Here is a 24,079-nt window from a genome sequence, read left to right as displayed (position 1 = left end):
ACGCCTGAAGTGGTGGACCTTCCGGTCTACGGCAGGGAATCCCGATTCAACGAGCACTGTCCCGCCGTAGGCCCAGGCAGGACCTGGAATCCATATCCAAAAAAGCACACATTTTGTCGCTTAACCCACCGTCAACGGGTCACGCTTAGTGAACCGGATGTACTTCTCTGCATCTCGGCGTAGGGTGCGCTTCGTCAACTGGCCGACGCGCTCCGCCAGGTCATCTGGGCTGAATTCGGTGCTTCCTGTTTTCACATACCGCTCACGGAAAACGTCGATAGACCGGAAGTACTCCGGGTCAAAAATCGAGACAAGCCCGTAGATCTCTTCAAGGCGGTTCTGTAATGGGGTTGCTGTGAGCAGCACTACCTTGCTTGCACCATCAAAAACCTCACCGACCGAATGCGCCACTTTGGCATGCTTCCTGCCCTTATAAAAGTTGCGTAGACGGTGGGCCTCGTCAGCAACGACTAAGTCCCACGGACGCATCAGGTCGGCCTTGTTCTGCTGGACAAACTCGTAGGAAGCAATCAAGACCTGACCAGGCGCCTTGTTAGCCAGGAGCGTGGTCTTGGACTTTGCATCGAGCAGCTCGGATGGGATCAAGAACTTCTCGTACAGCTCCTGCTTCCACTGTTGCCGAAGACTGGCAGGCGCAACGATCAGGATGCGACGTTTACGCTCCGCCCAGTACTGCGTAATAACGATGCCCGCCTCGATCGTCTTACCGAGGCCGACCTCATCGGCCAACACGACTCCCCTAGTCGCGTTGCCCTTCAGCGCGAATAGTGCTGCCTCAATCTGGTGAGGTTTGGGTTCCACTTGGGCGTCGAAAAGCAGTCCTGCAAGCTTGCCGACATGATCGTTGGCATAACTCCGCTCAAGCTCATGCGCGAAATACTTCGCTTGATGGTTGGAGAGGTGCATCCCGAAGGAGATTCCGGGGTTCTCTGGGCTTACGCTCTCCGGTACAGACTGGTCAGGGCTCTGAATCATAAATTTCCTGATGTAGTGAAACCGCTTGAATGTAACTGCGTCATTGTACTGTAGCGAGAGGGGCGTGAAGGGTGAATGCGGATGACTCTACGGATTTCACCGCCCATTCCTTTCCACTGTTCGAACAAGAATTCCACAGCCCGCCAGTAATGTCCGGACCGTCTTTTATATTGGGGTCTATGACAAATGAAAACCCTATATACGCGCGGTATGTGCTCACGTTGCCGTCGAAAGTATCCGACAAAATCGCGACAGACCACGGCGCTGGCCACCGCCTTTTGATGGCGCTGCTTCCTGATGGAGTGCTTGATCACCAATCCCCGCGACAGTCCGCACACCTGCTGTGGACGATGGCGAAACCAACTGAGATGCTCGTCAGTTCCTGCATCCCGTTGAAGCAGACAGCCGATATTTCGGTGGTGGCCGCAGAACACACCGAACCGCAGGCTGGAAAGCGCTATCTCCTCCAGACAACGGTTGAAACCACTTACACCCCTGCTACGTGGGTACCGGAAGAAATCTGGAACCTTCCGAACCGGCCGGCAATCCATGGCAAACGTGTCCCCGTGCCGAACGAAAAGCTCGAGCAATGGTTGGTGGAAAAACTTGAGCGGGCCGGCTTCTCGGTCGCCAGTCTTGATGCTGCACGCTCGTACCGGCTGCCGATCAGGAAACGTACGGTGCCGGTTGCAGATATTGCTGCTGAAGTCACAGTCGCGGACGCTGAGTTGGCGCTGAGGGCGTATCGCGAGGGCTTCGGCAGGTCGAAAAACTTTGGCTGCGGCCTTTTGCGGCTCTCGCCACTCGCATAAACCCACTTGAACTATCTGAAAGGACTACTTCTTATGTCTCATGATTCCCTCTCAAAGAACTACGCGGCGATCACATATGTTGGGGACATGGTGCCCACAGCTGGTCGTGGCGCACCAATCGCACCGCCGACCTACATTGGAAGCTCTGATGGGGCTGCATTTGCTCGTTCTGAGGCGCAACCAGTACCTACTCCTGAATCGGGCTATCGCGAGTTCGCGAAGGACCCTGATTCTGGTGCGCTCGTGCTTCGTCCGTCGGTTGTTGTGAATTCGCTTGGTGCTGAGGCAACGCGGATTGAAACGGCGATCATCGAAAATGAGGATCTCTTGGGGCTAAAGCTGCCAGGTATCTTCTTGGATCATGAAAAGACCAGCGACGAGAAGCTACTCGAGGTGGCAACGAAGGCGTTGAAGAAGAAGGATGCAGCACCGTATGACGAGAAGTTCCTCGCTGAAATGCTGCGTAATGACCTACGCCAGGCTGAAGCGAGCACGTGGGTGACTTCTCACCGTCATGCGGATGCATACATCAGGCACAGCGAGATTGATGGCAAGCAGATCTGGGCAGATCGCGATAGCGAGGTGTACAGGATCATCACTAACGCCTCAGCCGATCGTGCAGACTTGCTGTTCCGCTACTTCCCTAACTCCGCGCTGTTTGGGTTCTGGCTGTCGTCGGTCGCTCCGCGGCGTCACAAGCTGGCGCGTTCGCTCTCGTCGGTGATGACAGGCTATGACGCGCACGATATTGCGTATGGCGCGACGAAAGGTGACGTACTTGGCGGCATCTCGGCCGAAGTGAATTTGCAGCGGGATGATAAGACACTGGAGCTTTGCGAAGGCGGCGACCAATCCCCATCGGAGTTCGGTCTCGGTCCTGTACCAAACGCACCGACGACAAAGGCCTTTTCGTGCGGTTCTATTCTGCGCCAGTCCTCTGTATCGTTGACCAACCTGCGGCACCTTAAGGTGCCTGGTAACCGCGAAGCGTCGCATCTGATTGCTGATGTACTGGCCTGGCTAGGAATCTTCGGGTTGCTTGTTACGCAGGATGACAACTTCCTCCGTTCAGGGTGTGACCTGGTCACGGTGCAGTCGACATCAGGATTCAAGCGCATCACCGCTGCTGGTACTGCTGAGGATTGGGACATTGACTTGGACGCAGCGATCGCTGGTTTCCAGGCAGCATATGGCCGACTGCCTGAGGAGCTGCGCTTCGCAGAGCCGATCTATACCGAGTACCCGGAGGCCATTTTGGCTGCACGAGCGACGACTATCCTGAACGAGTCCAAAGCTTCGAAGTCTGAGAAAGGCAAGAAGAAGTCTGAGAAAGGCAAGAAGTAGTGGCACTGACATTTTCCGTTCAATTTGTCGCGGGGATGTACTCGGGGCATCACGAGGATCATGTCGTGTTCCCGCCGTCGCCAGCGAGGTTGGTCGCAGCGCTGCTTGCAGCGGCACATCGCTTACCGGAGGTCGAAGATGCTCGTGCGATTTTGAGTGAGATATGCGCTGCGGCGGATCCGCTCATCGTTGTCCCGCCCGCGTATGCAGGAGGCTCAGGAGAAACGTATATGCAGCCGATTACCGCAACCCCGGGCGGTAAGAAAGCTAATCAAAAGGTGTTTGAAGGTCCGCAGAGAATCATGAGGCAACGCGGTGGAAAGATTCGCAAGCGCTCCAGTGGGCATTTTGTGGTCACTGGGGACCTGTACTTCGTGTGGGAGCAGCTCGACATCAACGATGAGCAGCTTGCGCTGGTGCAGCAGCTCGCCAACGACGTCGGGTATTTCGGCCGCGAGTCTGACCTGGTGGTGATCAGCGCAGGCCGCACCTCCAAGGTTGACTTGATCCGCGAGTGTGCGAACTCGCATGAGTTCTACTCGCCGATGCCACGGGGAGGTAAGCAACTCCGTGTGCTCTCACCGGGTTTTCTGAGCTGGCTCGATGATCGCTACGCGTCCACGTTCGGTGAGGATGCACGGGTCACCATTCCCGTGGATCACCGCGTGCGGACAGCTTCGTATGCTCCCGCCGCAGTGGTTCCGAACAACGACAGTGTGCTCGTTCCCCTCGCTTTTCGACGCCCACTTCCCCTCGAGCAGGCGCTCAAGTACGCGAAGTCGGTTCGTGGCGAAGGCGGCGTCGCAGCCTTCCCTCTAACCCGTTCCGGCAACCGTTACCTGGATGGCTCCGCGGTAGGCCTAGGCGTCGTGACCACCGGTGGAGTCGTTCTTGATCCGTCATTCGATACTGAAGTACTCGGCGAGAATACAGGGGCGATCACGCTGCAGCCGAGCTATTGGCTTCGCCCAGCGCAGGTTTGGATGGCAGCGGTTCCGTTCATAGGCCACCCTGACAAGTGGGTCGCTACCCAGCAGATTCTTGCCGCGGTACCCGATGCCGAAATCCTTGAGATGTCTGCAGCGCCTGTTCGCGCCGGGCAACAGCATGTTCCGACGTTACCCACGCAGCGCGCTTGGCATCTTGTTTTGCGCACCCCGGATGTCGTCCACGGCCCGCTGTTACTGGACCCTAAGCATGGCACCGGAGTCTGTCTTCCCGATTATCGAGCGAAAGAGGCCCAATCATGAGCACTTTCCCAACATTTGCCTCGTTCTACGAGGCGGTGCATGGATTCGCGCCGTTCAAGTGGCAAGATGAGCTCGCCCAGCAAGTGTGGGAGCGCAAGAGCTGGCCTGAGCAGGTCGCTGCACCAACCGGTGCCGGCAAGACCTCGGCGTTGGATATTGCCGTCTGGGCGCTAGCAAAAGACGTTGCCGAGCACGGCGTAGGTGCGCGCCATTTTCCGCTGCGTATTTTCCTCACAGTTGAGCGCCGCTTAGTAGTGGATGGTGCTGCTGCACACGGCGCCATTATCGCGAACAGACTCGAGACACAGCCGCAGCTTGCGCCGGTACGAGACGCGCTACGCCAGCTGCTTCCACGAGATCACAAGGGGCCGGTGCTTCGTGTCACGTCGCTCCATGGTGGCAAAGCCCCCGAACGTGAGTGGCTTACTCCGGTGGGCGCACAAATCATTACGGCAACGGTAACGCAGCTTGCTTCCCGCACGCTGTTCCGAGGCGTCTCTGTCTCCCCACGCACACTGTCCATGCATGCAGGTCTTACGGGTGTTGATCGCCTCATTCTTATCGACGAACCCCACCTTGCCCCGGCCGCCGTCAAAATGTGGCGCGAGGTGGAGCAACTCCAACGCCAGTACCCGCGTTCGCCTCTCGTAGGCTCGACCGTTGTTCTCGGAGCGACAATTCCTGAAAGCCTGAGGTCAGCTGATTGCTTCATTGGTTCTCTTGCCGAGGATCCGTCTCCAGCGGCGAAGGCCCGGTTGGGGATCAAGAAACCGGTCCGATTAGTTGAGACGTCGAAGCCGGTAGACGAGCTGGTAGCGGCTGCGGAAACCGCATTTCAATCACGCTCCCAAGACCCAGACAGCGATGGCGTCTTGGTCGTAGTGAATACGGTGAAGCGGGCTGTTGATGTGGCGAAGAAATTGCGTACGAAGCTGAAGCGTAGTTCTGCCAATGTCGTGTTGCTGACTTCGACGGTTCGACCCATTGATCGGGTACTGCCGGATGATTTCACTCCGGACACGGTGATCGTCGCAACGCAGACTGTCGAGGTCGGCGTGGACATTGATGCAGAGGTACTGGTGACGGAGTTGCCGTCGCTACCTGCACTAGTGCAACGCTTTGGGCGTGTGAATCGTACCGGCCTGCGCCAGCAGCGCGAGTCCACTGTTGTGATTCCGGTAAAGCCTGACGGTGCCGCGAAATCCATTTATGGACGCGAGCAGATGCAGGCATCGCGTGACAGTCTCTTTGCACAGGCAGAAGACGGTCTGATCGGAGACGCAAGCACGCTCGTGGTTCCCTCTGAGGCATGGGAACCTGATCCTCGTACCTGTTCGGTGGAGGAGTACTTGCCTCGTTTGACTTCGACCAGGCCTCCGGCGCAGGTTCCGTGGGAAGCGTTGGCGTTCGGACCTGATGCGACAGACCGCGCTAGTGTCACATTGGCGTGGCGTGAAAACCTGGATGAGATACTTGACCAAGCGCAAGTATTTCCCGACGAAACGATCGCTATTCCGATCGGGCAGGCGCAGGCGTTTCTCTCTGGAAAGTCATCGGATGCGGCGTTCGCGGATACTGTGGCGAGGAGTGGCGACAAACCGAAGTCGCAGCGTATCACCATCAACTGTCGTATTCGTGTTGGCGAAGAATGGGTGCAGCCCGAGTCCATCAGCCAGGTGGAACCGGATGCGCTAGTGGTTATCTCTGCGTCCGAGGGAGGCTACTCCCCAGAGACGGGGTTCTCTACGAAGCTGCAAGCGCCGGTGGAAGACCAATCGATGCAGATCTGTGTTCAGCAGGGACGTGGTTTCTTCGATATCGGGCTTCTCGATGAGCAAGACCTCTTCATGCTTGCCGAGCAACTTGGCCTCGAACCAGCCGATCTCATCTTGCAACGCATAGCGGAGCGCTTCTCCGACGTTGACGTTGAGAACCTCGACGTTGTGCTCAGCGGCCGTGCCGTTGGCGTCCGCTACTCCACAGCTGCAGCGCGACGCACCCCCAAACGCGTCACGCTTGCCGACCACAGCGTGCAGACTTCCCAGCTCGCCGAACAATACGCGACGCTTTCCGGTATTCCCGACGACATGGTTGAAGCAGTCTCTCGCGCCGGGCTCCTTCATGACGCCGGCAAGGTTGACCCCGGATTCCAACACAGTTTCGGCAACTATCTGCCTGAACCCGTTGCGAAACCGGTCGGTCGCGTCATGCCGTCGTTGCTTGATCGCGGTCAAACGACGTGGCGTCACGAAGTCCTTTCAGCGACCGCGGTTCGTGGTGACTCTTTCGCGGACGAACTCGTGCGCCACCTGATCCTGTCCCACCACGGTTGGGCTCGGCGCCTGAGCCCGCACGATGGCACAACCTACACGAACTCACTGCGCTACCGACTTCTCGAGGAACAATTTGGACCTTGGGGCGTGGCCCTTTACGAAACGATGCTGCGGAGCGCGGATTGGGCAGCATCGGCCTCTCCACGCAGTGGACTAGCCGAGTCGTGGGAGTCCCTCAACATCCATGTCAACCCCAATTCCCTCGTCGATGTCTCCGAGTACGCGGTGACGCACGTGTTCACAGGCCCACGGCCGTATTCCCTCACGATGCTTCTCGCAGGCATCGGAGCGCTCGCTTCTTGCGTCCGCAATGGCGATACCTCGGCGAAACTCAGGGTGGTCGACGGCAAGGTGGAACTGTCGTCGACAGTTGATCCTTCTTGGGACATGCAGCTCTATAACTCGATGGCCTTTTCTCTAGAGGTCGGGGCCGGTTTCAAGAGTCCGGATGGCACTTTGTGCGATAGTGATGCAAAGGATCGAGTGAAGGGGCGAAATAAGTGGTACCTCCAACACCGGCAGTCGGCGCTTGAACAGTGCCCGGAGGCCGCTCCTTTGTTTTTCGATGCCTTCACTGACGATGGGGAGTCGAGGTTGTTCTCAATCCCGATTTTCCACGGGAACGGAAAGCCGTATTTTGCCATTGTCACCGATGACCCCGTTCAACGAACACAATCACTTTACGACCCCACCATCGGCCTCGTGGATGGCAAAGGGACCGGAGGACTCGACGTCAACACAGACGATCGCTTCTCTGGTGACATGGATCGGCGATACTCCGAAGACCATCTGGCCTGGGCAATCGCGGGCATGGTTGCACTCGGCATGCCAGGTGACGAGAACGGGTCCGGTGTCCGCGATAGGCAATTGACACTGACCGCGCCTACCGAATGGTCGACTTTGGAAGAAATCCAAGACTTCGTCATGAGTCCCATTTCGACCTTGCCAATCTACAAGTGGCGCGACCAGCCAACCCGGCAATCTGGCCAAATCAAAGTATGGGAGCCCATCATGGACAGTTCTTAATCCCCGTAGTGTCACGGTTGTGCTCCGGTTTAAGACTACTAGTGCTCCTGCCTTGCTGACGGGGCAGTCGTATCTAAAATGGTCGGTGGTGTGACATCACTCCAGGTCAGTAAGCGTCTTCCCCGCATGCGCGGGGGTGGTCCGGACTTCCGTGAGTTTGCCGCCTCAGATATTGGGTCTTCCCCGCATGCGCGGGGGTGGTCCCTTATCCAACTGCGTCATATCGAACCTGGCGGCGTCTTCCCCGCATGCGCGGGGGTGGTCCCTTATCCAACTGCGTCATATCGAACCTGGCGGCGTCTTCCCCGCATGCGCGGGGGTGGTCCCCAAATCAAGCAACGTGCGGTCACCAGACTGAGGTCTTCCCCGCATGCGCGGGGGTGGTCCTAGCTCACATGCTCAACGATGCTGCGGACTTCTGTCTTCCCCGCATGCGCGGGGGTGGTCCCGGACCGTCATACCGACGATGTAGGTAGCGCTCGTCTTCCCCGCATGCGCGGGGGTGGTCCCCACTCTTTGCGGACTCGAACTGTATGAAGGAAGTCTTCCCCGCATGCGCGGGGGTGGTCCCGTACTGGGAGCGCACCACCCAGTACATTATCGGTCTTCCCCGCATGCGCGGGGGTGGTCCCATGTGCCGCATCAGCGCCGACGACCCATCCCAGTCTTCCCCGCATGCGCGGGGGTGGTCCCTCCACGCCACCATAAAGTTTCCCCCCATCGTTGTCTTCCCCGCATGCGCGGGGGTGGTCCCGTTCCATGGCCCGTAGGTAGACATCATGAACGGTCTTCCCCGCATGCGCGGGGGTGGTCCGAAATTTTTAACCTCATTGGTCTTATCGCTAATGTCTTCCCCGCATGCGCGGGGGTGGTCCTAAATGGACCCGATTACAGCACAGCTCGCTATCGTCTTCCCCGCATGCGCGGGGGTGGTCCCCTGGTTCCAGGCGAAGTAGTCGGATAGATCACGTCTTCCCCGCATGCGCGGGGGTGGTCCCCACCAAAGGGGGCACATGTCAAACCAACCGAGGTCTTCCCCGCATGCGCGGGGGTGGTCCCGCGGGGCATGGGGTGGTGGCGAACATTGTGGCGTCTTCCCCGCATGCGCGGGGGTGGTCCGGTTTTCCACACCCCGGCTTGTACGACAACGACGTCTTCCCCGCATGCGCGGGGGTGGTCCGGTTTTCCACACCCCGGCTTGTACGACAACGACGTCTTCCCCGCATGCGCGGGGGTGGTCCCTATCAGACGCGGTAGGCGGGCTGTTTGGTGGCGTCTTCCCCGCATGCGCGGGGGTGGTCCGGTAGACGCGGATACCGCACTGGCCGAGGCGAAGTCTTCCCCGCATGCGCGGGGGTGGTCCCCAAAGCAATGTTCTCGCCACCGCAGGCGAGATGTCTTCCCCGCATGCGCGGGGGTGGTCCGCAGGGCTTTAAGCGCAAAACAGACGCGCAAGCGTCTTCCCCGCATACGCGGGGGTGGTCCCTCATCGATGACGGTCGCGTCGTAGTCGTCTTGGTCTTCCCCGCATACGCGGGGGTGGTCCGCACTGCGCCCCCTCCACACGCAGACGGGTAAGGTCTTCCCCTCATACGCGGGGGTGGTCCGCCAACGTCATCGGAGAACAGCGTGCCCGGCCAGTCTCCCCCGCATACGCGGGGGTGGTCCCGTGGGCGTGCAATCCAGGAGGGTGCAGCGCAGGTCTTCCCCGCATACGCGGGGGTGGTCCCAACAAGCTGCAACAGCCGCAACCCTTGATCACGTCTTCCCCGCATACGCGGGGGGTCCCGAGTCCAACGGGCGTGAAACGTCCGGCCAAATGTCTTCCCCGCATGCGCGGGAGTGATCCCTTGGTTATGGTGGCCTTGATCAGCTGCGAGGTGTCTTCCCTCCATGCGTGGGGGGTGGTCCCCGAATCAGGCAAGCCGTACTTTGTGTCGGAGCGTCTTCCCCGCATGCGCGGGGGTGGTCCCAGCCGGGATGGTCACGGCGCGGGGGTTCGATTGTCTTCCCCGCATGCGCGGGGGTGGTCGAGGATGACCTTCCCAACCTGCCCCGGCCACGACCTCTCTACCCCCATTACTCTCCATCTGCAATTCTGTTCACGAATTCCCGACTCCGTGCGTGAAGCACATCCCCCACCCACTGCCTAATCCCCTTCTGCCCTCATGTCTCCGATTCGCCGATCCACCCCTCGAATGCCAGCAGTCCGGCCTCGGATCCGTCCCCATCGAGCTTGCCTGCGGCTGGGGAGCGGTCCGAGCGTGACGTGGGTCCGAGTGCGGTCGCAAGATGTTAGGTTGTAGCACTTCGGCCGTCATCATTGCTCGCCTAAAATTCGCTCCGCTCAACCTCCTCTGGTCGACCAACCCGGGCAAACACTGCCACCGATTGGCCAAGCGCCGAATTGCGAAATCGGCCCAGGGGCCCGGAACCGGCCGAAAACCCCGTGACCAGCATTGGTCGACGAGACCGAAGTAGCACGCGGAGCGCACTGGGAACCCGGGGTGCGGAGGGGCGTCGATAATTAAAACGCTATTAAAACCGGGTGCAAAACGATATGGTTATCCGTGTAAGTCGCCTGTGTTCGGCGTTGTACAGATTTGTGGAGAAATTGAGTATGAACCGGAAGAAACTAGTTGCGATGTGTGGTGCCATCGCTATTGCGTGCGGGTCAATTACTGCGGTGGGTGGCCCGGTGGCGGGCGCGTACGTGGAGAAGCAAGACACGACGGGAATGGAGCCGAGCCCCGATGTGACTAACCCGGCGAAGATTCCGGCTGTGGACGTGAACGTCGAAACGGATAAGACGGACGGGGTCAAAGCTGGCGACACGTTTAATGTAACGATTTCGGGAACAGCGGAGGCGCCGTTTCCTGCTGGGGACGCAGCTGCTCAACCTGGTCAATCCAACATTCAAGGCTTCACTGTTGAGGTAACACTGCCGGACGGCATCGAGCTTGCCGACCGCGCAGGAGTAAACATCAACGGCCAGTCTTTGGGGACTCAGGGGTTTAATGAACTCCCATCAGGTTCGTACGAAGTAGACCTTCGCGGCGCTATGGGCGAGAAGGGCAACTTCCAGGTCACCGCCCCCGTAAAGGCAACGAAAGATGCTCCGGCGGGCGAGACTTTGAAGTTTTCTGGCGCTGCCCAAGCACTGATTAATCCGGAGTTCTCTTTCGACGCTGTCCCGGGTAAGCGTACCGTTTCGCCTCAGGTAGTTGACGGCAAGTGCACCTGGATTGCCAAGACGGAATACGAACTCCATGCTGGTGAATACGGCGCCTGGCTTACTGAGCTTTTCCTCGGCGTCACCGACCCAACCAATGTTCAGCTTGGCGACGCCACCATTACCATTTTTGACGCCGACGGCAAGAAGGTCACCGGCAAAGCTGGTGAGTTCAACGCTGAGGGACGGTTGACGGACCCGAGAACGTTGGAGCAGCGCAATGAGCAGTATAAAAACACGACTTGGCAGCAAACTTACGACTGGGGATTGAACCCCAATCGCGCCGACCTGAACAAAACGCTTGGGCAGGTGTTCCTTCCTAGCGGTAGCCGCGTAGTCATCGAGCAGCCCGTATACGATAACCAGCGTCATTGTTCGATGACGGAGGTGTACCCGTCGGATATTTATAGCAGCTACGTCGGCGGCGTCATCATGAACCCAATCAAGCGTGAGACCGCCGAGATCCAAATCTCAGCGCCGGAAGCCCCGACCTCGCCTGCCGAGACGCCAACGCCCACCGTAACTACGACGGCAACTACGACGGCGACTACCACCGCAACCACCACGGCGACGACGACGGCGGACTGCGATTGCTCTCCAACGACGGTGACTGAGACCGCGACGACGACGGAGAAGGCCCCTGAGCCGACCACCGAAACCGCCACGGTGACCACCAAGGAGATCACCCCGACCACCGTTACGAAGAAGGTCCCTGAGCCGACCACCGAAACAACCACGGTGACCACCAAGGAGACCACCCCGACTACCGTAACGTCCACAGCCACCGAGACCACTACGGCGACCACCACAGCGACCGAAAAGGCCACCGAGACCGTCACGACCACGGTCACCACGACCCCGGCCACCCCGGTGGACCCGCAGGAGCCCACCCCGACCGTCCCCGCAACGTCGACCCCGACCGCGCCGGGCAAGGTCGCTGAGCATTGCTTTGCCAACGCGATCGCGTCCCCGCTGTTCTACCTGGTGCCGGTTGGTGTGCTTGCGGCGGTTGGCGGTGAGCTCGCCCGTCCGTACGCCGGTGCACTGAATGAGCAGCTCGCACGCATCAATGCGGATATTCAGGCAGCGTTCCAGCAGGATTCGCCAGATCGCGGTCGCAATGGTCGCACTCCGCGTAACGACGACCCCTCCGCCGCCCTCCGCGCCCAATTAGAGAAAGCGAACCGGAGGTTCCAGGAGATTGCTTCTGACCCGAACGTACAGCGTATCGGCACGGTCGCCGCAGTGATCTTCGGTTTAGCTGCTGCCTCCGCCATCCTTTACGACTGGTGCTCCTCCGAGCCTGGCAAAGCCTTCACCGCTATTGAGGGCAGCAGTGCCGCGGAGCGTTTCCTGAACCGGAACCGCTAACCCCCTGCCCTGCCACAACCGGAAACGGGATACTAGTGAACTGAATTGAGCAGCGACTGTGTAGTGCCTCAACCCCATTACTCCCCGCTGCAATTCTGTTCACAAAATCCCGACTCCGCTGGAGGCAACTACTTCAGGAGGCCTCCAGCCTCCGCACCCACTGGGCGAGCGTGCCGTCGATAATCGCGGCATGCAACATAGTGAGGCCAACGATCCACCGCCCGGTGAATTCGCCGGAGTCGCCCATCGCTTCGGTGGGCAGCATGACTTGGGGTGGGGTGAATGTCGTCGTTGGCATGCGCCGCAGAATCTGGTCGATCGCAGTGCAGTTGGGGCGATTCGGCCCCATCATCACCTACGGTGGGTCGTGTTGACTCAATTTTGACTAGCGGGCGTCGATGAGTAGCTCGGTTGCGTAGTTCTTTGACCGCAAGCGCCTGGCTTTGGAAACGCCTGCGATTACTGGCGCTTCGGCCATAGGGCGAGAGGTTCGGTTCAAGCGCCTCATTCCAAAGAATTACGCGAGCATTGCGTTCTCCCGCATGAGGCTTGGGGAGAAGATGCACCCACTGACCAAACGTCAGCCCCGCTAACGAGTCATCCTGCGTACGCCACACGCTGCGGACTGAGCCGATAACATGGTGCGTAAACGCCCAGACGCCACCACCCCGATACCCCACAGATTGGATCAACGATGTCTCAGCCAAAAGACGACCTACCTGTCAACCGCCCCGAAGTGTTTGGTGCTGCCGCCTCGGCAGACTCGACCGATCACGCCACCTGCATCCAGACGATCAACGCCGTCGCCCCAAGGCCGGACAACGCGCGACCGGGCGTCAAGCGACTGCTACAGGGCGACGGCGCGAACCTCATCGTCTTTAACTTCTGCCCTGGCCAGACGCTGCCGGATCACAAGGCGGCCCACCCGATCACCGTGCAGTGCCTCAACGGGTCCCTCGAGTTCGAGTGCGGCGGCGAGCGTTTCCCGCTCAAGCAGGGAGAAGTTGTCCACCTGCGCGCGTACGTGCCGCACGCGGTCTACTGTCCGGATGATGCCCTGTCGCAGGGTAACATTTTGCTGCTCAGCATGCTTACGGGCGAACGCCACGGCGAGCAAGACAGCTAAGCCCAAACACAATCTTAAAGGTGCACGATCTCCACGTCGTCCCAAACTTCGGCGAGGTACTCGGCGGCAACTAACCGATGGCAGGTGGAGGGGTCTGCTTCGGAGCAAAGCAGCACGGCGTCGTCAAAAAGTGACCGATCGAGCGACGAAACCTCCCCAGCGTCGTATTCCTTGCGCAGCTGTTTCGAAAACTCATCGAAGCCAACCTCGTCATGCCGGTACGCGTGCATCAGATCCGCCGACGGCGCGAGAGCCAGCTCATGCGTGTACGGCATGTCCAGGATGAACCGCAGGAAGTAGCGCAGGTCGTCCTTCTTGGTAAACCCAGCGAGCTGATTCGTGTTCGAGCGGCGAATATCCACCACGCGCCGCACGCCGGACTCGCGCAGAATGTCGAAGAACTCCTCCGCGCTCTTGTGTGAAAACCCGAGTGTGTAAATTCGCATAATCCTCCTAGATCACGAAGTCTTGCCCACAGCCACCGGGTCGTAGCCCTGCTCGCGCAGCTCCGACGGCGCGTCGATCGAGAGGTCTTCAGGCTTGGGCGCAAGTGCATCAGTCACGCAGCCCACGGTACCGCAGGGACTCTTGCTTATCGACGCCCCACTGTTCCACCAAACGTCTTCCGCTGTGCCCTAATGTCCCTTAAGCCCGGATTACTCCCATCTGCAATTCTGTTCACAAATTCTCGACTCCGCTCGTGACGCCTGTCCCTTCCCCTATCCTGTCCCCATGCCTACGATCCGCCGCGCCAGGCCCGACGACGCCGAAGCCCTCGTCGAACTGTCTATCGCCACGTTCACGCAGACCTTCGGCCACCTCTACGACCCCGCCGACCTCGCAGCCTTCCTCAACGAGGCCTACAACCTGCAGAAACACAAAACTCTCCTCGCCGACCCCGACCACGCCACCTGGCTCGTCGAGGACAACGGCGCCCTCGTGGGCTACGCCCTCGCTGGGCCCTGCAGCCTCCCCCACCCCGACGTCCTCCCCGAAGACCGCGAGCTCAAACGCCTCTACCTCCTTGCCGACCACCAACAGTCCGGCCTCGGCTCCACCCTCATCGAGCTGGTCCTCGACTGGATCGGCCCGCGTACCGCGTGGCTCGGCGTGTGGTCACAGAACTTTGGTGCGCAGCGTTTCTATCACCGCTACGGCTTCTCCAAGGCTGGCGAGTACTTCTTCAAGGTCGGCAATCACCGCGACCACGAGTTCATTTACCGACGCCCCGCCCCCTCTGCCCCCTAAACTGCTCCCGTCGACCTCTTACGGTCGACCAACCCAGGTCAGCGCAAAATCGGTAAAAACGCCCCAAAATAGCCGAAAACGCCGTGACCTGCATTGGTCGACCGGAGCAGGTCGACGGGAACGAAACCAGCGCGAAACCGGCGCGAAAACAGTGTGAACCCACCACGCTACCAGCGCCCCAAACCGGCACGATCGTGCCGAAAACGCCTCTTGCGCACGCCAGAACTGCAAACTACACTCCAAAACGGCATGATCGTGCCGAAACTCCAAAAGGCCGAAACCCCTCCAGAATCACAACACCGAAAGGCCCCCCATGTCCCCCACGCCCCGCAGTCTCGGCGAGCAGGCTCGCGAGCAACGCCGTGCCATGCGCCTGACACAGGCGGACGTGGCCGACCTGTCGATGGTGTCGGAACGGTTCATTCGAGAGTTTGAGCAGGGAAAACGCTCGGTTCGCCTGGATAAGGTTGAAGCCGTGCTGGCGGTGCTTGGCTTGGATGTGGTGGCGGTGCAGCACGTTCCGGAGGCGCTGCGATGATCCAAAACCCGATGATTCAAGCACCAACCCAAGTCCCGGCCGCTGGTGTGTGGGTGAATGATGTGCTTGCGGGGCAGATTGTGAGTCGGGGTGGCGTCAATACGTTTAGTTACGTTGATGGGTACGCGGAGTCGGGTGGCGCTATAGTCGCGACGACGTTGCCGTTCGGCAAAGTGGTGGAGACTTCGTCGGGGGCGCTGCCCCCGTTTTTTACGGGGCTGTTGCCGGAGGGGCGTCGTCTGAGCGCGTTGCGCAGGAGCGTGAAGGCGTCGTTGGATGATGAGCTGGCGATGCTGCTCGCCGTTGGCGGCAACACGGTTGGTAATGTGCGGGTGCTGCCGTGGGGTCAGCCGCCGTCCGAGGTCGCACCGCTGGTGAACGTGCGGGATGGGCATGGCGATTTCGCTGACCTGTTGGATCCGTCGACCGGTTTTGATGCGAATGCGTTGGCGGGGGTGCAGGAGAAGGCGTCGGCACGCACGCTTGCACTTCCGGTGCGGGGCGACGCGGTTTTGAAGATTACGCCACCGGAGTTTCCGGGGGTCGTCGAGAATGAAAATACCTGCTTGGCGGCGTATCGCACAATGCCTTCGGCGCGGGGCCGCGTGGTGGAGGCCCAGGTGGTTCACGATGCTTCAGGCAGGTCAGGCTTGGCCGTCTCGCGTTTCGACGGCCACTTCCCCCACAAACGTCCCGTCGAAGATGCTGCGCAATTGCTGGGCATCTACCCGAGTGAGAAATACAACGTGAGCTACGAGGATGTGTGTGCCTCGGTGCTTGGCGTTGTTGCTGCTCCGTTGGTTGCGGCGCGCGGGTTGGCGCAGCAGTTGGCGTTTGCGTGGCTGTCGGGCAATGGGGATCTGCATGCGAAGAATGTGTCCGTAATGGATTCGGGTAGAGGCTTCGAGCTCGCCCCGGTGTATGACATCCCGAGCACCGTCCCCTACGGCGATACTTCCCTTGCGCTCCCCGTTCGCGACTCGACGTCTGGGTTGAGTTACAAGAAGTTCCTCGCCTTCGCGGAGGATATTGGGTTGCCTGAGCCGGTTGTTCGCAAAGTCGCCGACGAAGCCCTTGCCGCCACGGCGGATCTGGCCGAGCACCTCATCCGGGACTGTGATTTTGATCCACGCCGGGCCAGGGATCTGAGGCGGGTGCTTCGGGCTCGTCGTGCTCACTGGTAGCCCAGGCGCAATTCTGTTCACAAAATCGCTAAGGACAGTTTTCGACACCTTCCGCCCAAGCCTCCGCGCAGCTGGCCGTCGATAAGTTAGCTCAATTTCATTCATCGGCTAAGGTGTGTGGGGTCACATTATTGTCGAGCGAGAGAGGATTTCATGAGCGAGCGCGCCACGGACCCCGTACCTTTCAGCAGCGAGCACCAGGAGGTTGCCGCTGACGAGTTCGAGCTGGAGAACCTCACGCCGGCGGACAAGCGCGAGATCCGCCGTACGCGCCGAGCCCCGTCTCCGGACGGTAGTACCTGGTCGTGGGCGATTACGTTGTTCGGTACCGCGGTCGGCGCCGGAATCCTCTTCCTTCCTATCGACGCCGGCTCCTTCGGCTTCTGGCCCCTCCTCCTCGCGACGATCCTGGTTGGACCAATGGTGTTTTTCTCGCACCGGATGTATTCGAGGATTGTGTCGGCGTCGCCGGTGAAGGGCCTGGACGTGCTGCAGGTCATCACCTCCCTGGCCGGGAGGAAGCGCGGCCTGGCGACGGCGCTGATGTACTGGCTGGCGATCTATCCCATCGTGCTGATTTATGGCGTTTCGGTGACGAACACGATGGACAGTTTCATCGTGAACCAGATGGGCGGCCCGCACGTGGACCGTTGGCTGCTGGCCACGATTTGCGTCGGCGTGATGACGGGCGCGTACGCCCTCGGCAAGAAGGCGACGCTGTGGTTCGCGAATCTGCTGGTGTATCCGCTGATCGTGGCGCTCGCTGCCGTCTCTCTGTACCTGATTCCGTACTGGGATCTGGAGAGCTTCATGGCGTACAAGTCGGACGTGCCGCTGTGGAAGGCGATGCTGTTTGTGCTGCCTGTGCTGGTGTTTTCCTTTTCGCATATGGCGGCGGTGTCGCAGTCTGCGTTGGATGTGCAGAAGTCGCATGACGGTGATGTGGCCGGTACGGAGAAGGAGGTGTCGAAAATTGAGTTGATCACCTGCACCCTCCTGGTCAGCTTCACGATGTTCTTCGTCTGGTCCTGCACCCTCGCCCTCGGCGCAGATGGCATGGCCGCCGTGCGCGAGGAGAACATTCCGGTCCTCTCCTACTTCGCCAACACGACGAATGCCCCGTTCATGGCGGTGGTGACCCCGGTGGTCGCTCTGTGTGCGATTGCGTCGTCGTACTTTGGGCACATGCTTGGCACGGAGGAGGGCACGCAGTACCTGTTGCGCGCGGTGGCGCCGAATGCGACGGAGAAGTGGAATCCGCGTGCGGTCCGCGCGGGCATCTACATCTTCGTCTTCGTATCGACGGTCGCTGTCGCCATCTTCAACCCGTCAATCCTTGATTTGATCTCGGTCGTCGGCGGTATTTTCATTACGCTGCTGGTCTACATCGTGCCGATGCTCCTGTTCCGCCACGCGACCGCCTTCCGCCACTACGCGAAGCAGCCTGAGGCCATCTTCGTGTTCGGCCTGGGCATCGTGATCATTTGTGTCACGGTCTGGCAGATGGTGGCGTAGTACGGCGGGTTGCACGTTTATGGTGTGGATGTTACAGTTATAAGTGTAAACCCTCTGGAGGTGAAGCGCTGTGACAACGAAAACTAATCCGGCAATTGAGGTCACTCAAGCTGTCGAGCAGCAGGCCAGCCAGGTCGTGGCTAACCCCGAAACGTTTCATGATGCCGTGCGCGGTACGTTTCCACCTGCATTAGCCTCATTTATCGAGTCCATCTTGGCCAGGGTCGCGCGCGGAGAGAGCGTCGCGCTTTCCCGCCCCTCCGAGATACTCACCACCACTGAGGCCGCTGAGTATCTCGGGATCTCTCGGCCGACTCTGATGAAACGGATTCGAGAAGGCGAAATCGATTACTTCAAAGCCGGGTCACACACGCGGCTTCGCAGGGAAGACGTCGTCGCATACTTGCAGCGGTGCCGTGCGCGCGCACGTCACGAGTTCGATGCGATTCGAGAGCTCGATAATGAGATCGAAGGCCTGTGAGTATTCCAGTCCTTTTTGACGCTAACGTCTGGTACTCGCGCACTCTCACCGACTGGTGCTTCCTTCTCTTCCTGGGCTCGGATAAAGATGTCGAGCCACCATTCTTTCCAGTGTGGACCGAGGATATTATCGCCGAAGCTCAGTATCATTTGCGCAGAAATAACCCACACGCTCCCGAGGGTGCTATTTCAAAACGCTTCAAGCGAATTCGCGGTGCGTTGGCGGAATGGGAAATCTCCGGTTTTGTTGTTGGTAATTATGGGTACGCGGACATTCATGATCATCACGTTCTCAGCGCTGCCGTGGCTGGCAACGTCCAGTGCGTCGTCACCAGCGACAGGGGACTCGTTGACTATGTCGACTCACAGCAGTTTCTGTTTGACTTGCTGACTCCGGATGATTTCTTTTGCCACATTTTTGAGGCGTTCCCAGGGCTTTGTAAGAGGGTAGCGCAGGAAAACGAGGCTTATTGGGAGAAGGTAAAGGGCGTCAAAGCGGCGGACCGGCCGATAACTGCCGTAATGCTAGAGCGCTCGGGCTGTCCGAATTTCGCAACGGTTATTGATTACGTTTTAAGGTAGCGAGTGCAGTCGGCGTTTCGCGCACCACATTCCATCACGAAAAACTGCGACCTGGGGAAATGGCATGCGGCTCGCTCGAAAACAGGGATTGTGGTGCACAGGGAGTTCGCAGAGTGCCAAATCTGACATCGTGTAATATCTAGCACTTTTCTCACCTGGAATTATAAATGAACGGACCAAATAGGGTTGCGTATTTTGGCATGTGTCTCACTTTGCTAGGCGCCAAATTCCCTCGCCGGAGGTCGCCGACCTGCGGAAACAGATTGCGGCTCGGCCAAACCGGCCGGAGCCCCGGGAATACTCTCAGCGCTGACGCGTTAAAGTGGTTGACACGTCACATAAATGAGAGGGGTTAATGATGCATATCGGAATCCTCGGGGCGGGCAAGCTCGGTACCGTCCTGGGCAGGCACGCTATCGCCGCAGGCCACGAGGTCACGTTTGCTGGTTCGGGCGATCCGGCGGCGATCGACCTGATCGTGCGCGCGCTCGTACCGGGTGCTGCGACTGCTACCGCAGGGGACGTCGCTAAGGTTGCTGACGTCGTGATCCTTGCGTTGCCGCTGCGAAACTTCCGCCAACTGCCCGCCGACGCTCTGGCGGGAGCGCTGGTCGTCGACGCGATGAATTACTGGTGGGAGACGGACGGCCACCACCCTGAGCTCGCGGAGGCGAACTCGTCGCGGCTGGTGCAGGACCACCTGGCGCAATCCCGCGTGGTGAAGGCGTTCAACCACATGGGCTACCACGATCTCGATGAGGGTCCCAGGACCGGCAAGGCGATTGCGGTGGCGGGGGATGGCGAAGGGGACGTCGAAAAGGTGGCGGGGCTCGTCCGCGACTTTGGGTTCGATCCCCTGCCCCTGCACTCCCTCGATGCCGGGGTTGCGCTGCAGCCCGGGCATCTCGCGTTCGGCGCGAATGTTGACGTGCACACGCTACGCACACTGATCAATAACAAGGAGCAGGCATGACCACGGTAGATACCGCAGCTATTGAGTTCGGCTTAGATACGTTCGGCGACATCCCGCGCAAGGAGGACGGCGCGCTGTTCACGCACGCCGAGGCGATCCGCGCGACACTCGAGGAAGCAAAACTCGCCGATGCCATAGGTGTCGACGCCTTCACCGTCGGCGAACACCACCGGCCCGACTACGCCATCTCTTCCCCACCGACGATGCTCGCGGGCATCGCCACCGCCACGCAACGCCTCAAGTTGGCGTCCGGGGTGACGGTGTTGTCCTCCGACGACCCTGTCCGCGTCTTCGAGCAGTTTGCCACCCTCGACGCGTTGTCGAACGGCCGCGCAGAGGTGATCCTCGGGCGCGGATCTTTCACCGAGTCCTTCCCGCTCTTCGGCTACAACCTCGAGGACTACAACCAGCTCTTCGAAGAGAAGCTCGGCCTGTGGGCCGAGGTGGTGAAGGAGGAGCCGGTGACCTGGTCCGGCCAGACCCGAGCCGCGCTCAATAACGCGGACCTCTACCCGAAAACCGAACATGGCCTGACTACCTGGGTCGGCGTCGGCGGTTCGCCGGAGTCCGTCGTGCGCACCGCCAAGTACGGGTTCGGCCTGATGCTCGCGATCATCGGCGGCGCACCCGTCCGGTTCAAGCCGTACGTGGATCTGTACAAGCAGGCCTCGGCGCAGTTCGGAACCACCGCGCACCCCGTGGGCGTGCACTCCCCCGGCTTCGTCGCCGACACTGACGAGGAAGCCAAGGAACTCATCTTTGAGGAGTACGCGGCGGCCCAGCACCGCATCGGGAAGACGCGTGGGTGGCCGCCGCTGACCCGCAGCCGCTTCGAGTCGGAGATCAGCCGCGGCGCGCTCACGGTGGGTTCGCCGGAGACGGTGGCGGTGAAGATCGCCAATACGGTTCGCACGCTTGACCTGGGCCGATACGACATGGTGTACTCCACCGTTGGATACATCCCCCACGCTGCCCGCATGCGTTCGGTGGAGCTCTACGGGACGAAAGTCGTGCCCCTGGTACGCGACATGCTTGCCGACGCCTAGCACCCTAGCCACGCGCCACCGGCCCCGGATTGCGACGCGGTTTCAACGTCGCGTACGGCACCTACCGCGGGAGGATCACCTCGACTGTGCCGCACCAAATTCCATTGCCGACCGGTTGCGAACTGGCCTTTTACCCGCACGGTCCGCCGTAAACCAGGGTTCTGGTGCACAGCTAACTGACAGAAACCCTTGTGTCAGCGGAGCCAGTGACAAAAGACGCATCCGAAAATTTGCGACCTGGGAAAACACATGTTTTCAAAAACGAACGCGGAAAACCCCCAGGTAATTCTTTCCGGAGCCAATTTCCGTGCCAGAAAGATATCGGAAAGATATCGGGGGCTGGAAGCTTTGCCGAAATGTTATTTGTGCAGGTCAGCGATTTGTTTCGATATCTTTCTATCTCTTTATGCCTGGATCCAACGGGTACCGCGGCCGCGCGGGGGACCATCCGGGTCGATCTTTGCACGCCCGAGGCTGCGCAAGTGTCGAAGGATCCGGCCTGCTTCGGCGACGCTGACACCGGTCTGGTCGGCGATGTCGGCGGATTGGAGTGCGGCACCGTCGTGGAGTTTGGCCTCGATCCATTCCTGGACGCTCACGGTGGCCAGGTCGCCGGGTTGTCCCAGGTTGAGGAGTTTCCGGGCTTCACCGCTGAGGGTCCACTCGTCGGCGTCGGTGACGGGGTCGAGAAGGCTGCGGGCGACGAGGTCGTCCATAAGCTCATGTACTTCGAGGGAGCTGAGCTGGGTTTTCTGTGCAGCCGTTGTTGCTGTAATGAGTGGCGCGGAGTTCAGGTGCCAGAGTACGATCAGCGCCGCAACACTATCGACGACCTCCTCGCCGAAACGCTCCGAAAGCTTCCGCAAGCCCTTGATGAAGTTGGTATCTGGCTGCTGCGCTGCCAGAACCACCTGCACATTTGCCTCGGTGGCGGTTACCTCCGGGGCGCTGCGGCCGGTGCGGATCATGGTGGCCCACATGCGGTCGAAACCGCGCGAGCTTTCCTCGGCGAGGCCAAGGGTCCGCATCGCCGCCATGAGCCGGTTGTTCCGTGGCACTGAGGGCGTCGATAATAATGTATCAACCGTTACTCCTGGTGGGAGAGGTCCCGGAGAAGTGATCTTGAGCGTGCGGTTCGTTTGCTCGACCACGACCGGGCCGGGCAGGTGCCAGTCGCGGTGAATGAACGCGTTGGAGACGGCCTCATCGACTGCTTGCGACGGGAACCTACTGATGGCGACTTCCTCACCATCCTCAAACTGCACGCGCTCAATTTCGCGATCACCATTTTCCGCAATCAGCCGGCGCAAACGCGGCAACGCCAGCAGCAGAGGGTCCGAAATGAGCGTGGCCTGAGGCTCCTGCCCGGGGATGCTGCGCCACAGGTGGCGGACCATCACGTCTGTCGGTTTTGGCTGGGCAAGCAGGATTTCGGCTGCGCGCTTGAGTTGGCCGTCGTCACGCATGAGTCCGAGTTCCCGAAGTAGGCCGGTGGTGGTCTGCGGGACCGCCGCGTCCGAGCCCCGCGACCGACGATGCTCCCGCAGCATCCTCCGCGCCTCCTCAACGACAGGAAGCTCCAGGTCATCGACGGTGATGTCGGCCGGATCGTTCGAATAGTCAGGGTCTCGCCGTGCCGCATCAATCGCCCGGCGTAGCTCCTCTGTCATCGGCTGGCACGAGAACTGCGAGTCCGCCGTCCGCCTTTTCGCCGCACCATCACCCCGCGTGTACAGCGCACGAGCTTCCGGCACGTGAATCACTACAAGCCGAGCACCCCACGCATGCACCGCTGTCACCTGCACATTCATGTTCGGCTTCGTGCCATTGAAGATCCGCCGGGCAATGTCCTCCTCGCCCAGCTCAGTGCCAGTGAATGCGCCCGCGCCAGGAGTCCGGTCCGCAACGCCGACAACAATGTGTCCCGTCGCCGCCTCGCTGTTGGCCATACAAATAGCCTCATTCAACAGCTTCTCGACGAGCTTCGCCCTCCCGCCCTTCCCCTCACGAGCAGTGGGATCCTCCTTGAACTCCAAAATCAGCGACTCTTGCGAGTCCGCCGTCGCCCCATCATGAATCGCCTCCAGCGCTAAACGAACATACGAGGGGAGCGCGTCCCAAGCTGATTCCGTGACCATGTGGCAGATTGTACATTCCCCAGGTAATTCTTTTCAGAGCCAATTTTGGAAGTTGAAAGATATCGGAAAGATATAGGGAGCCTGGAAGCCCCGCTGAAATGTTATTTGTGCAGGTCAGCGATTTGTTTCGATATCTTTCTATCTCTTTCTATATCTTTCGGCGTGAGGGCGCCGGGTGCACCAAATTCCACCTCGCGCAATCAGCGACCTGGCCTTTTGCCCTCCCGCCCCGCCAAAAACCCGGGTTCTGGTGCACAGCTAATTGCCAGAAACCCTTTCGCCAGCGGAGCCAGTGCCAAAGGACGCACCCGAAAATTCACGACCTGGGAAAACAGCCGTTTCCAAAACCGAACGCTCTGTGTCAAGTGGTTGTGGGCCAGATTCATGGTTAACAATGCATCATCAATGCACGTGGTATCGGCGCTGTCTTAGTTGTTGTGCGGATAATCGTGACTTTCTCAGGCAACCCAATCGGTGTTTTCGGTCGCGCGGTAATTACCCCATCAGCAAGTGCTTGCTCGACGGCACTTCGCCGGTTGGCCTCCAGCTTTTGCCATGTGCCGTCTAGCACGCTTTGCGGTGTGTAGCCATTAATCCCACTGTGGGGCCGTTGGTTATACAACGTTGTAAACTCATCAACCCAGCCTGCTGCATGTTTGATGCTGGCAAAGGCCTTCGGGTAGTAGGCCATACCTTTCATGGTGTGAAACAACGACTCCATATGCGGATTATCGTTGCTAATCGATGGTCTACTGAACGAGCGTTTGACCTGGTGGGCATCGAAGAGTTTGCCAAGGCTGCGACTGGTCATCGCTGCCCCGTTATCGGAGTGCACCGTGTCGACATCAGGGTGTGCGGCAAAGATTTCTTCAAACATATGTCGTG

18 protein-coding genes, 1 pseudogene and 1 CRISPR repeat array are annotated in these 24,079 nt (G+C 59.7%); of the genes and pseudogenes, 14 read left to right on the top strand and 5 right to left on the bottom strand.

Annotation, left to right across the window (positions count from 1 at the left end; all coding sequences use genetic code 11):
* Positions 1-126: 126 nt before the first annotated feature.
* Positions 127-996 (bottom strand): annotated as a pseudogene (locus BJP06_RS11180) (DEAD/DEAH box helicase); the annotation flags it as partial.
* Between the two features lie 179 nt (positions 997-1,175).
* On the opposite strand from BJP06_RS11180, the gene BJP06_RS11175 reads away from it, so the two are divergent.
* The 5 genes from BJP06_RS11175 to BJP06_RS11155 all read left to right on the top strand — a co-directional run bounded on the left by BJP06_RS11175 (position 1,176) and on the right by BJP06_RS11155 (position 12,364).
* Positions 1,176-1,808: a type I-E CRISPR-associated protein Cas6/Cse3/CasE gene (locus BJP06_RS11175; protein WP_177224309.1), complete on the top strand. Its 633-nt coding sequence runs from the start codon at positions 1,176-1,178 to the stop codon at positions 1,806-1,808.
* A gap of 33 nt (positions 1,809-1,841) precedes the next feature.
* Positions 1,842-3,152 (top strand): type I-U CRISPR-associated RAMP protein Csb1/Cas7u, encoded by a 1,311-nt coding sequence (gene cas7u / locus BJP06_RS11170; protein ID WP_071573899.1) that lies wholly within the window; start codon positions 1,842-1,844, stop codon positions 3,150-3,152.
* Positions 3,152-4,402 carry a type I-U CRISPR-associated protein Csb2 gene (gene csb2, locus BJP06_RS11165; RefSeq protein WP_071573898.1) on the top strand — a complete coding sequence of 417 codons (1,251 nt, stop codon included), beginning with the start codon at positions 3,152-3,154 and terminating at the stop codon, positions 4,400-4,402. The genes cas7u and csb2 overlap by 1 nt, the downstream gene beginning before the upstream one ends.
* Positions 4,399-7,761 carry a type I-U CRISPR-associated helicase/endonuclease Cas3 gene (cas3u, locus tag BJP06_RS11160; protein WP_071573897.1) on the top strand — a complete coding sequence of 1,121 codons (3,363 nt, stop codon included), beginning with the start codon at positions 4,399-4,401 and terminating at the stop codon, positions 7,759-7,761. Before csb2 ends, cas3u begins: the two co-directional genes overlap by 4 nt.
* 115 nt (positions 7,762-7,876) lie before the next feature.
* Positions 7,877-9,790: a CRISPR direct-repeat array (repeat unit 24 nt; unit sequence GTCTTCCCCGCATGCGCGGGGGTG).
* Between the two features lie 591 nt (positions 9,791-10,381).
* Positions 10,382-12,364: a hypothetical protein gene (locus tag BJP06_RS11155; protein ID WP_071573896.1), complete on the top strand. Its 1,983-nt coding sequence runs from the start codon at positions 10,382-10,384 to the stop codon at positions 12,362-12,364.
* A gap of 133 nt (positions 12,365-12,497) precedes the next feature.
* Here BJP06_RS11155 and BJP06_RS12175 read toward each other — a convergent pair whose 3' ends face one another.
* A complete protein-coding gene (locus BJP06_RS12175) occupies positions 12,498-12,662 on the bottom strand; it encodes a hypothetical protein (RefSeq protein ID WP_177224308.1) in 165 nt (54 codons plus the stop codon).
* 396 nt (positions 12,663-13,058) lie between these two features.
* Here BJP06_RS12175 and BJP06_RS11145 point away from each other — a divergent pair, with 396 nt between their 5' ends.
* Positions 13,059-13,490, top strand: coding sequence for a cupin domain-containing protein (locus tag BJP06_RS11145; protein ID WP_255365852.1), 432 nt, complete (start codon positions 13,059-13,061; stop codon positions 13,488-13,490).
* Between the two features lie 14 nt (positions 13,491-13,504).
* Here BJP06_RS11145 and BJP06_RS11140 read toward each other — a convergent pair whose 3' ends face one another.
* On the bottom strand, positions 13,505-13,936 hold the full coding sequence (locus tag BJP06_RS11140; protein ID WP_071573894.1) for a DUF488 family protein: 432 nt from the start codon (positions 13,934-13,936) through the stop codon (positions 13,505-13,507).
* Between the two features lie 286 nt (positions 13,937-14,222).
* On the opposite strand from BJP06_RS11140, the gene BJP06_RS11135 reads away from it, so the two are divergent.
* The 8 genes from BJP06_RS11135 to BJP06_RS11100 all read left to right on the top strand — a co-directional run bounded on the left by BJP06_RS11135 (position 14,223) and on the right by BJP06_RS11100 (position 21,056).
* Positions 14,223-14,738, top strand: coding sequence for a GNAT family N-acetyltransferase (locus BJP06_RS11135; protein WP_071573893.1), 516 nt, complete (start codon positions 14,223-14,225; stop codon positions 14,736-14,738).
* 313 nt (positions 14,739-15,051) lie between these two features.
* A complete protein-coding gene (locus tag BJP06_RS11130; RefSeq protein ID WP_070361682.1) occupies positions 15,052-15,276 on the top strand; it encodes a helix-turn-helix domain-containing protein in 225 nt (74 codons plus the stop codon).
* The gene (locus BJP06_RS11125) at positions 15,273-16,460 is read left to right on the top strand and encodes a type II toxin-antitoxin system HipA family toxin (protein WP_071573892.1); all 1,188 of its coding nucleotides are present in this window, start codon (positions 15,273-15,275) and stop codon (positions 16,458-16,460) included. The genes BJP06_RS11130 and BJP06_RS11125 overlap by 4 nt, the downstream gene beginning before the upstream one ends.
* Positions 16,461-16,613: 153 nt before the next feature.
* Positions 16,614-17,975, top strand: coding sequence for an amino acid permease (locus tag BJP06_RS11120; protein ID WP_071573891.1), 1,362 nt, complete (start codon positions 16,614-16,616; stop codon positions 17,973-17,975).
* A gap of 70 nt (positions 17,976-18,045) precedes the next feature.
* The gene (locus BJP06_RS11115) at positions 18,046-18,456 is read left to right on the top strand and encodes a helix-turn-helix domain-containing protein (protein WP_070361684.1); all 411 of its coding nucleotides are present in this window, start codon (positions 18,046-18,048) and stop codon (positions 18,454-18,456) included.
* Positions 18,453-19,037 carry a PIN domain-containing protein gene (locus BJP06_RS11110; RefSeq protein WP_071573890.1) on the top strand — a complete coding sequence of 195 codons (585 nt, stop codon included), beginning with the start codon at positions 18,453-18,455 and terminating at the stop codon, positions 19,035-19,037. Before BJP06_RS11115 ends, BJP06_RS11110 begins: the two co-directional genes overlap by 4 nt.
* Before the next feature lie 355 nt (positions 19,038-19,392).
* Entirely contained in the window at positions 19,393-20,010 is a 618-nt protein-coding gene (locus tag BJP06_RS11105; RefSeq protein WP_071573889.1) for an NADPH-dependent F420 reductase, read from the top strand.
* On the top strand, positions 20,007-21,056 hold the full coding sequence (locus BJP06_RS11100) for an LLM class flavin-dependent oxidoreductase (protein WP_071573888.1): 1,050 nt from the start codon (positions 20,007-20,009) through the stop codon (positions 21,054-21,056). Before BJP06_RS11105 ends, BJP06_RS11100 begins: the two co-directional genes overlap by 4 nt.
* Before the next feature lie 404 nt (positions 21,057-21,460).
* On the opposite strand, the gene BJP06_RS11095 is transcribed toward BJP06_RS11100, so the two are convergent.
* Both BJP06_RS11095 and BJP06_RS11090 read right to left on the bottom strand, forming a co-directional pair.
* Positions 21,461-23,194, bottom strand: coding sequence for an ATP-binding protein (locus BJP06_RS11095; protein ID WP_071573887.1), 1,734 nt, complete (start codon positions 23,192-23,194; stop codon positions 21,461-21,463).
* Positions 23,195-23,582: 388 nt separating this feature from the next.
* Positions 23,583-24,079: integrase core domain-containing protein (locus BJP06_RS11090; protein WP_143110631.1), on the bottom strand; the 497-nt coding region annotated here is incomplete at its 5' end.

The organism is Corynebacterium sp. NML120713, assembly GCF_001875735.1.
GTDB classification, from domain to species: domain Bacteria; phylum Actinomycetota; class Actinomycetes; order Mycobacteriales; family Mycobacteriaceae; genus Corynebacterium; species Corynebacterium pseudogenitalium.
The sequence above is the reverse complement of the archived record's forward strand: the minus strand, read 5'-3'. Positions and strand labels throughout refer to the sequence as shown.

Excerpts from the sequence above, each read along its gene's own strand:
- BJP06_RS11175 (WP_177224309.1), top strand. The coding sequence starts at position 1,176 with ATGACAAATGAAAACCCTATATACGCGCGGTATGTGCTCACGTTGCCG.
- cas7u (WP_071573899.1), top strand. The coding sequence starts at position 1,842 with ATGTCTCATGATTCCCTCTCAAAGAACTACGCGGCGATCACATATGTT.
- cas3u (WP_071573897.1), top strand. The coding sequence starts at position 4,399 with ATGAGCACTTTCCCAACATTTGCCTCGTTCTACGAGGCGGTGCATGGA.
- BJP06_RS11155 (WP_071573896.1), top strand. The coding sequence starts at position 10,382 with ATGAACCGGAAGAAACTAGTTGCGATGTGTGGTGCCATCGCTATTGCG.
- BJP06_RS12175 (WP_177224308.1), bottom strand. The coding sequence starts at position 12,662 with ATGCCAACGACGACATTCACCCCACCCCAAGTCATGCTGCCCACCGAA.
- BJP06_RS11145 (WP_255365852.1), top strand. The coding sequence starts at position 13,059 with ATGTCTCAGCCAAAAGACGACCTACCTGTCAACCGCCCCGAAGTGTTT.
- BJP06_RS11140 (WP_071573894.1), bottom strand. The coding sequence starts at position 13,936 with ATGCGAATTTACACACTCGGGTTTTCACACAAGAGCGCGGAGGAGTTC.
- BJP06_RS11135 (WP_071573893.1), top strand. The coding sequence starts at position 14,223 with ATGCCTACGATCCGCCGCGCCAGGCCCGACGACGCCGAAGCCCTCGTC.
- BJP06_RS11130 (WP_070361682.1), top strand. The coding sequence starts at position 15,052 with ATGTCCCCCACGCCCCGCAGTCTCGGCGAGCAGGCTCGCGAGCAACGC.
- BJP06_RS11125 (WP_071573892.1), top strand. The coding sequence starts at position 15,273 with ATGATCCAAAACCCGATGATTCAAGCACCAACCCAAGTCCCGGCCGCT.
- BJP06_RS11120 (WP_071573891.1), top strand. The coding sequence starts at position 16,614 with ATGAGCGAGCGCGCCACGGACCCCGTACCTTTCAGCAGCGAGCACCAG.
- BJP06_RS11105 (WP_071573889.1), top strand. The coding sequence starts at position 19,393 with ATGATGCATATCGGAATCCTCGGGGCGGGCAAGCTCGGTACCGTCCTG.
- BJP06_RS11100 (WP_071573888.1), top strand. The coding sequence starts at position 20,007 with ATGACCACGGTAGATACCGCAGCTATTGAGTTCGGCTTAGATACGTTC.
- BJP06_RS11095 (WP_071573887.1), bottom strand. The coding sequence starts at position 23,194 with ATGGTCACGGAATCAGCTTGGGACGCGCTCCCCTCGTATGTTCGTTTA.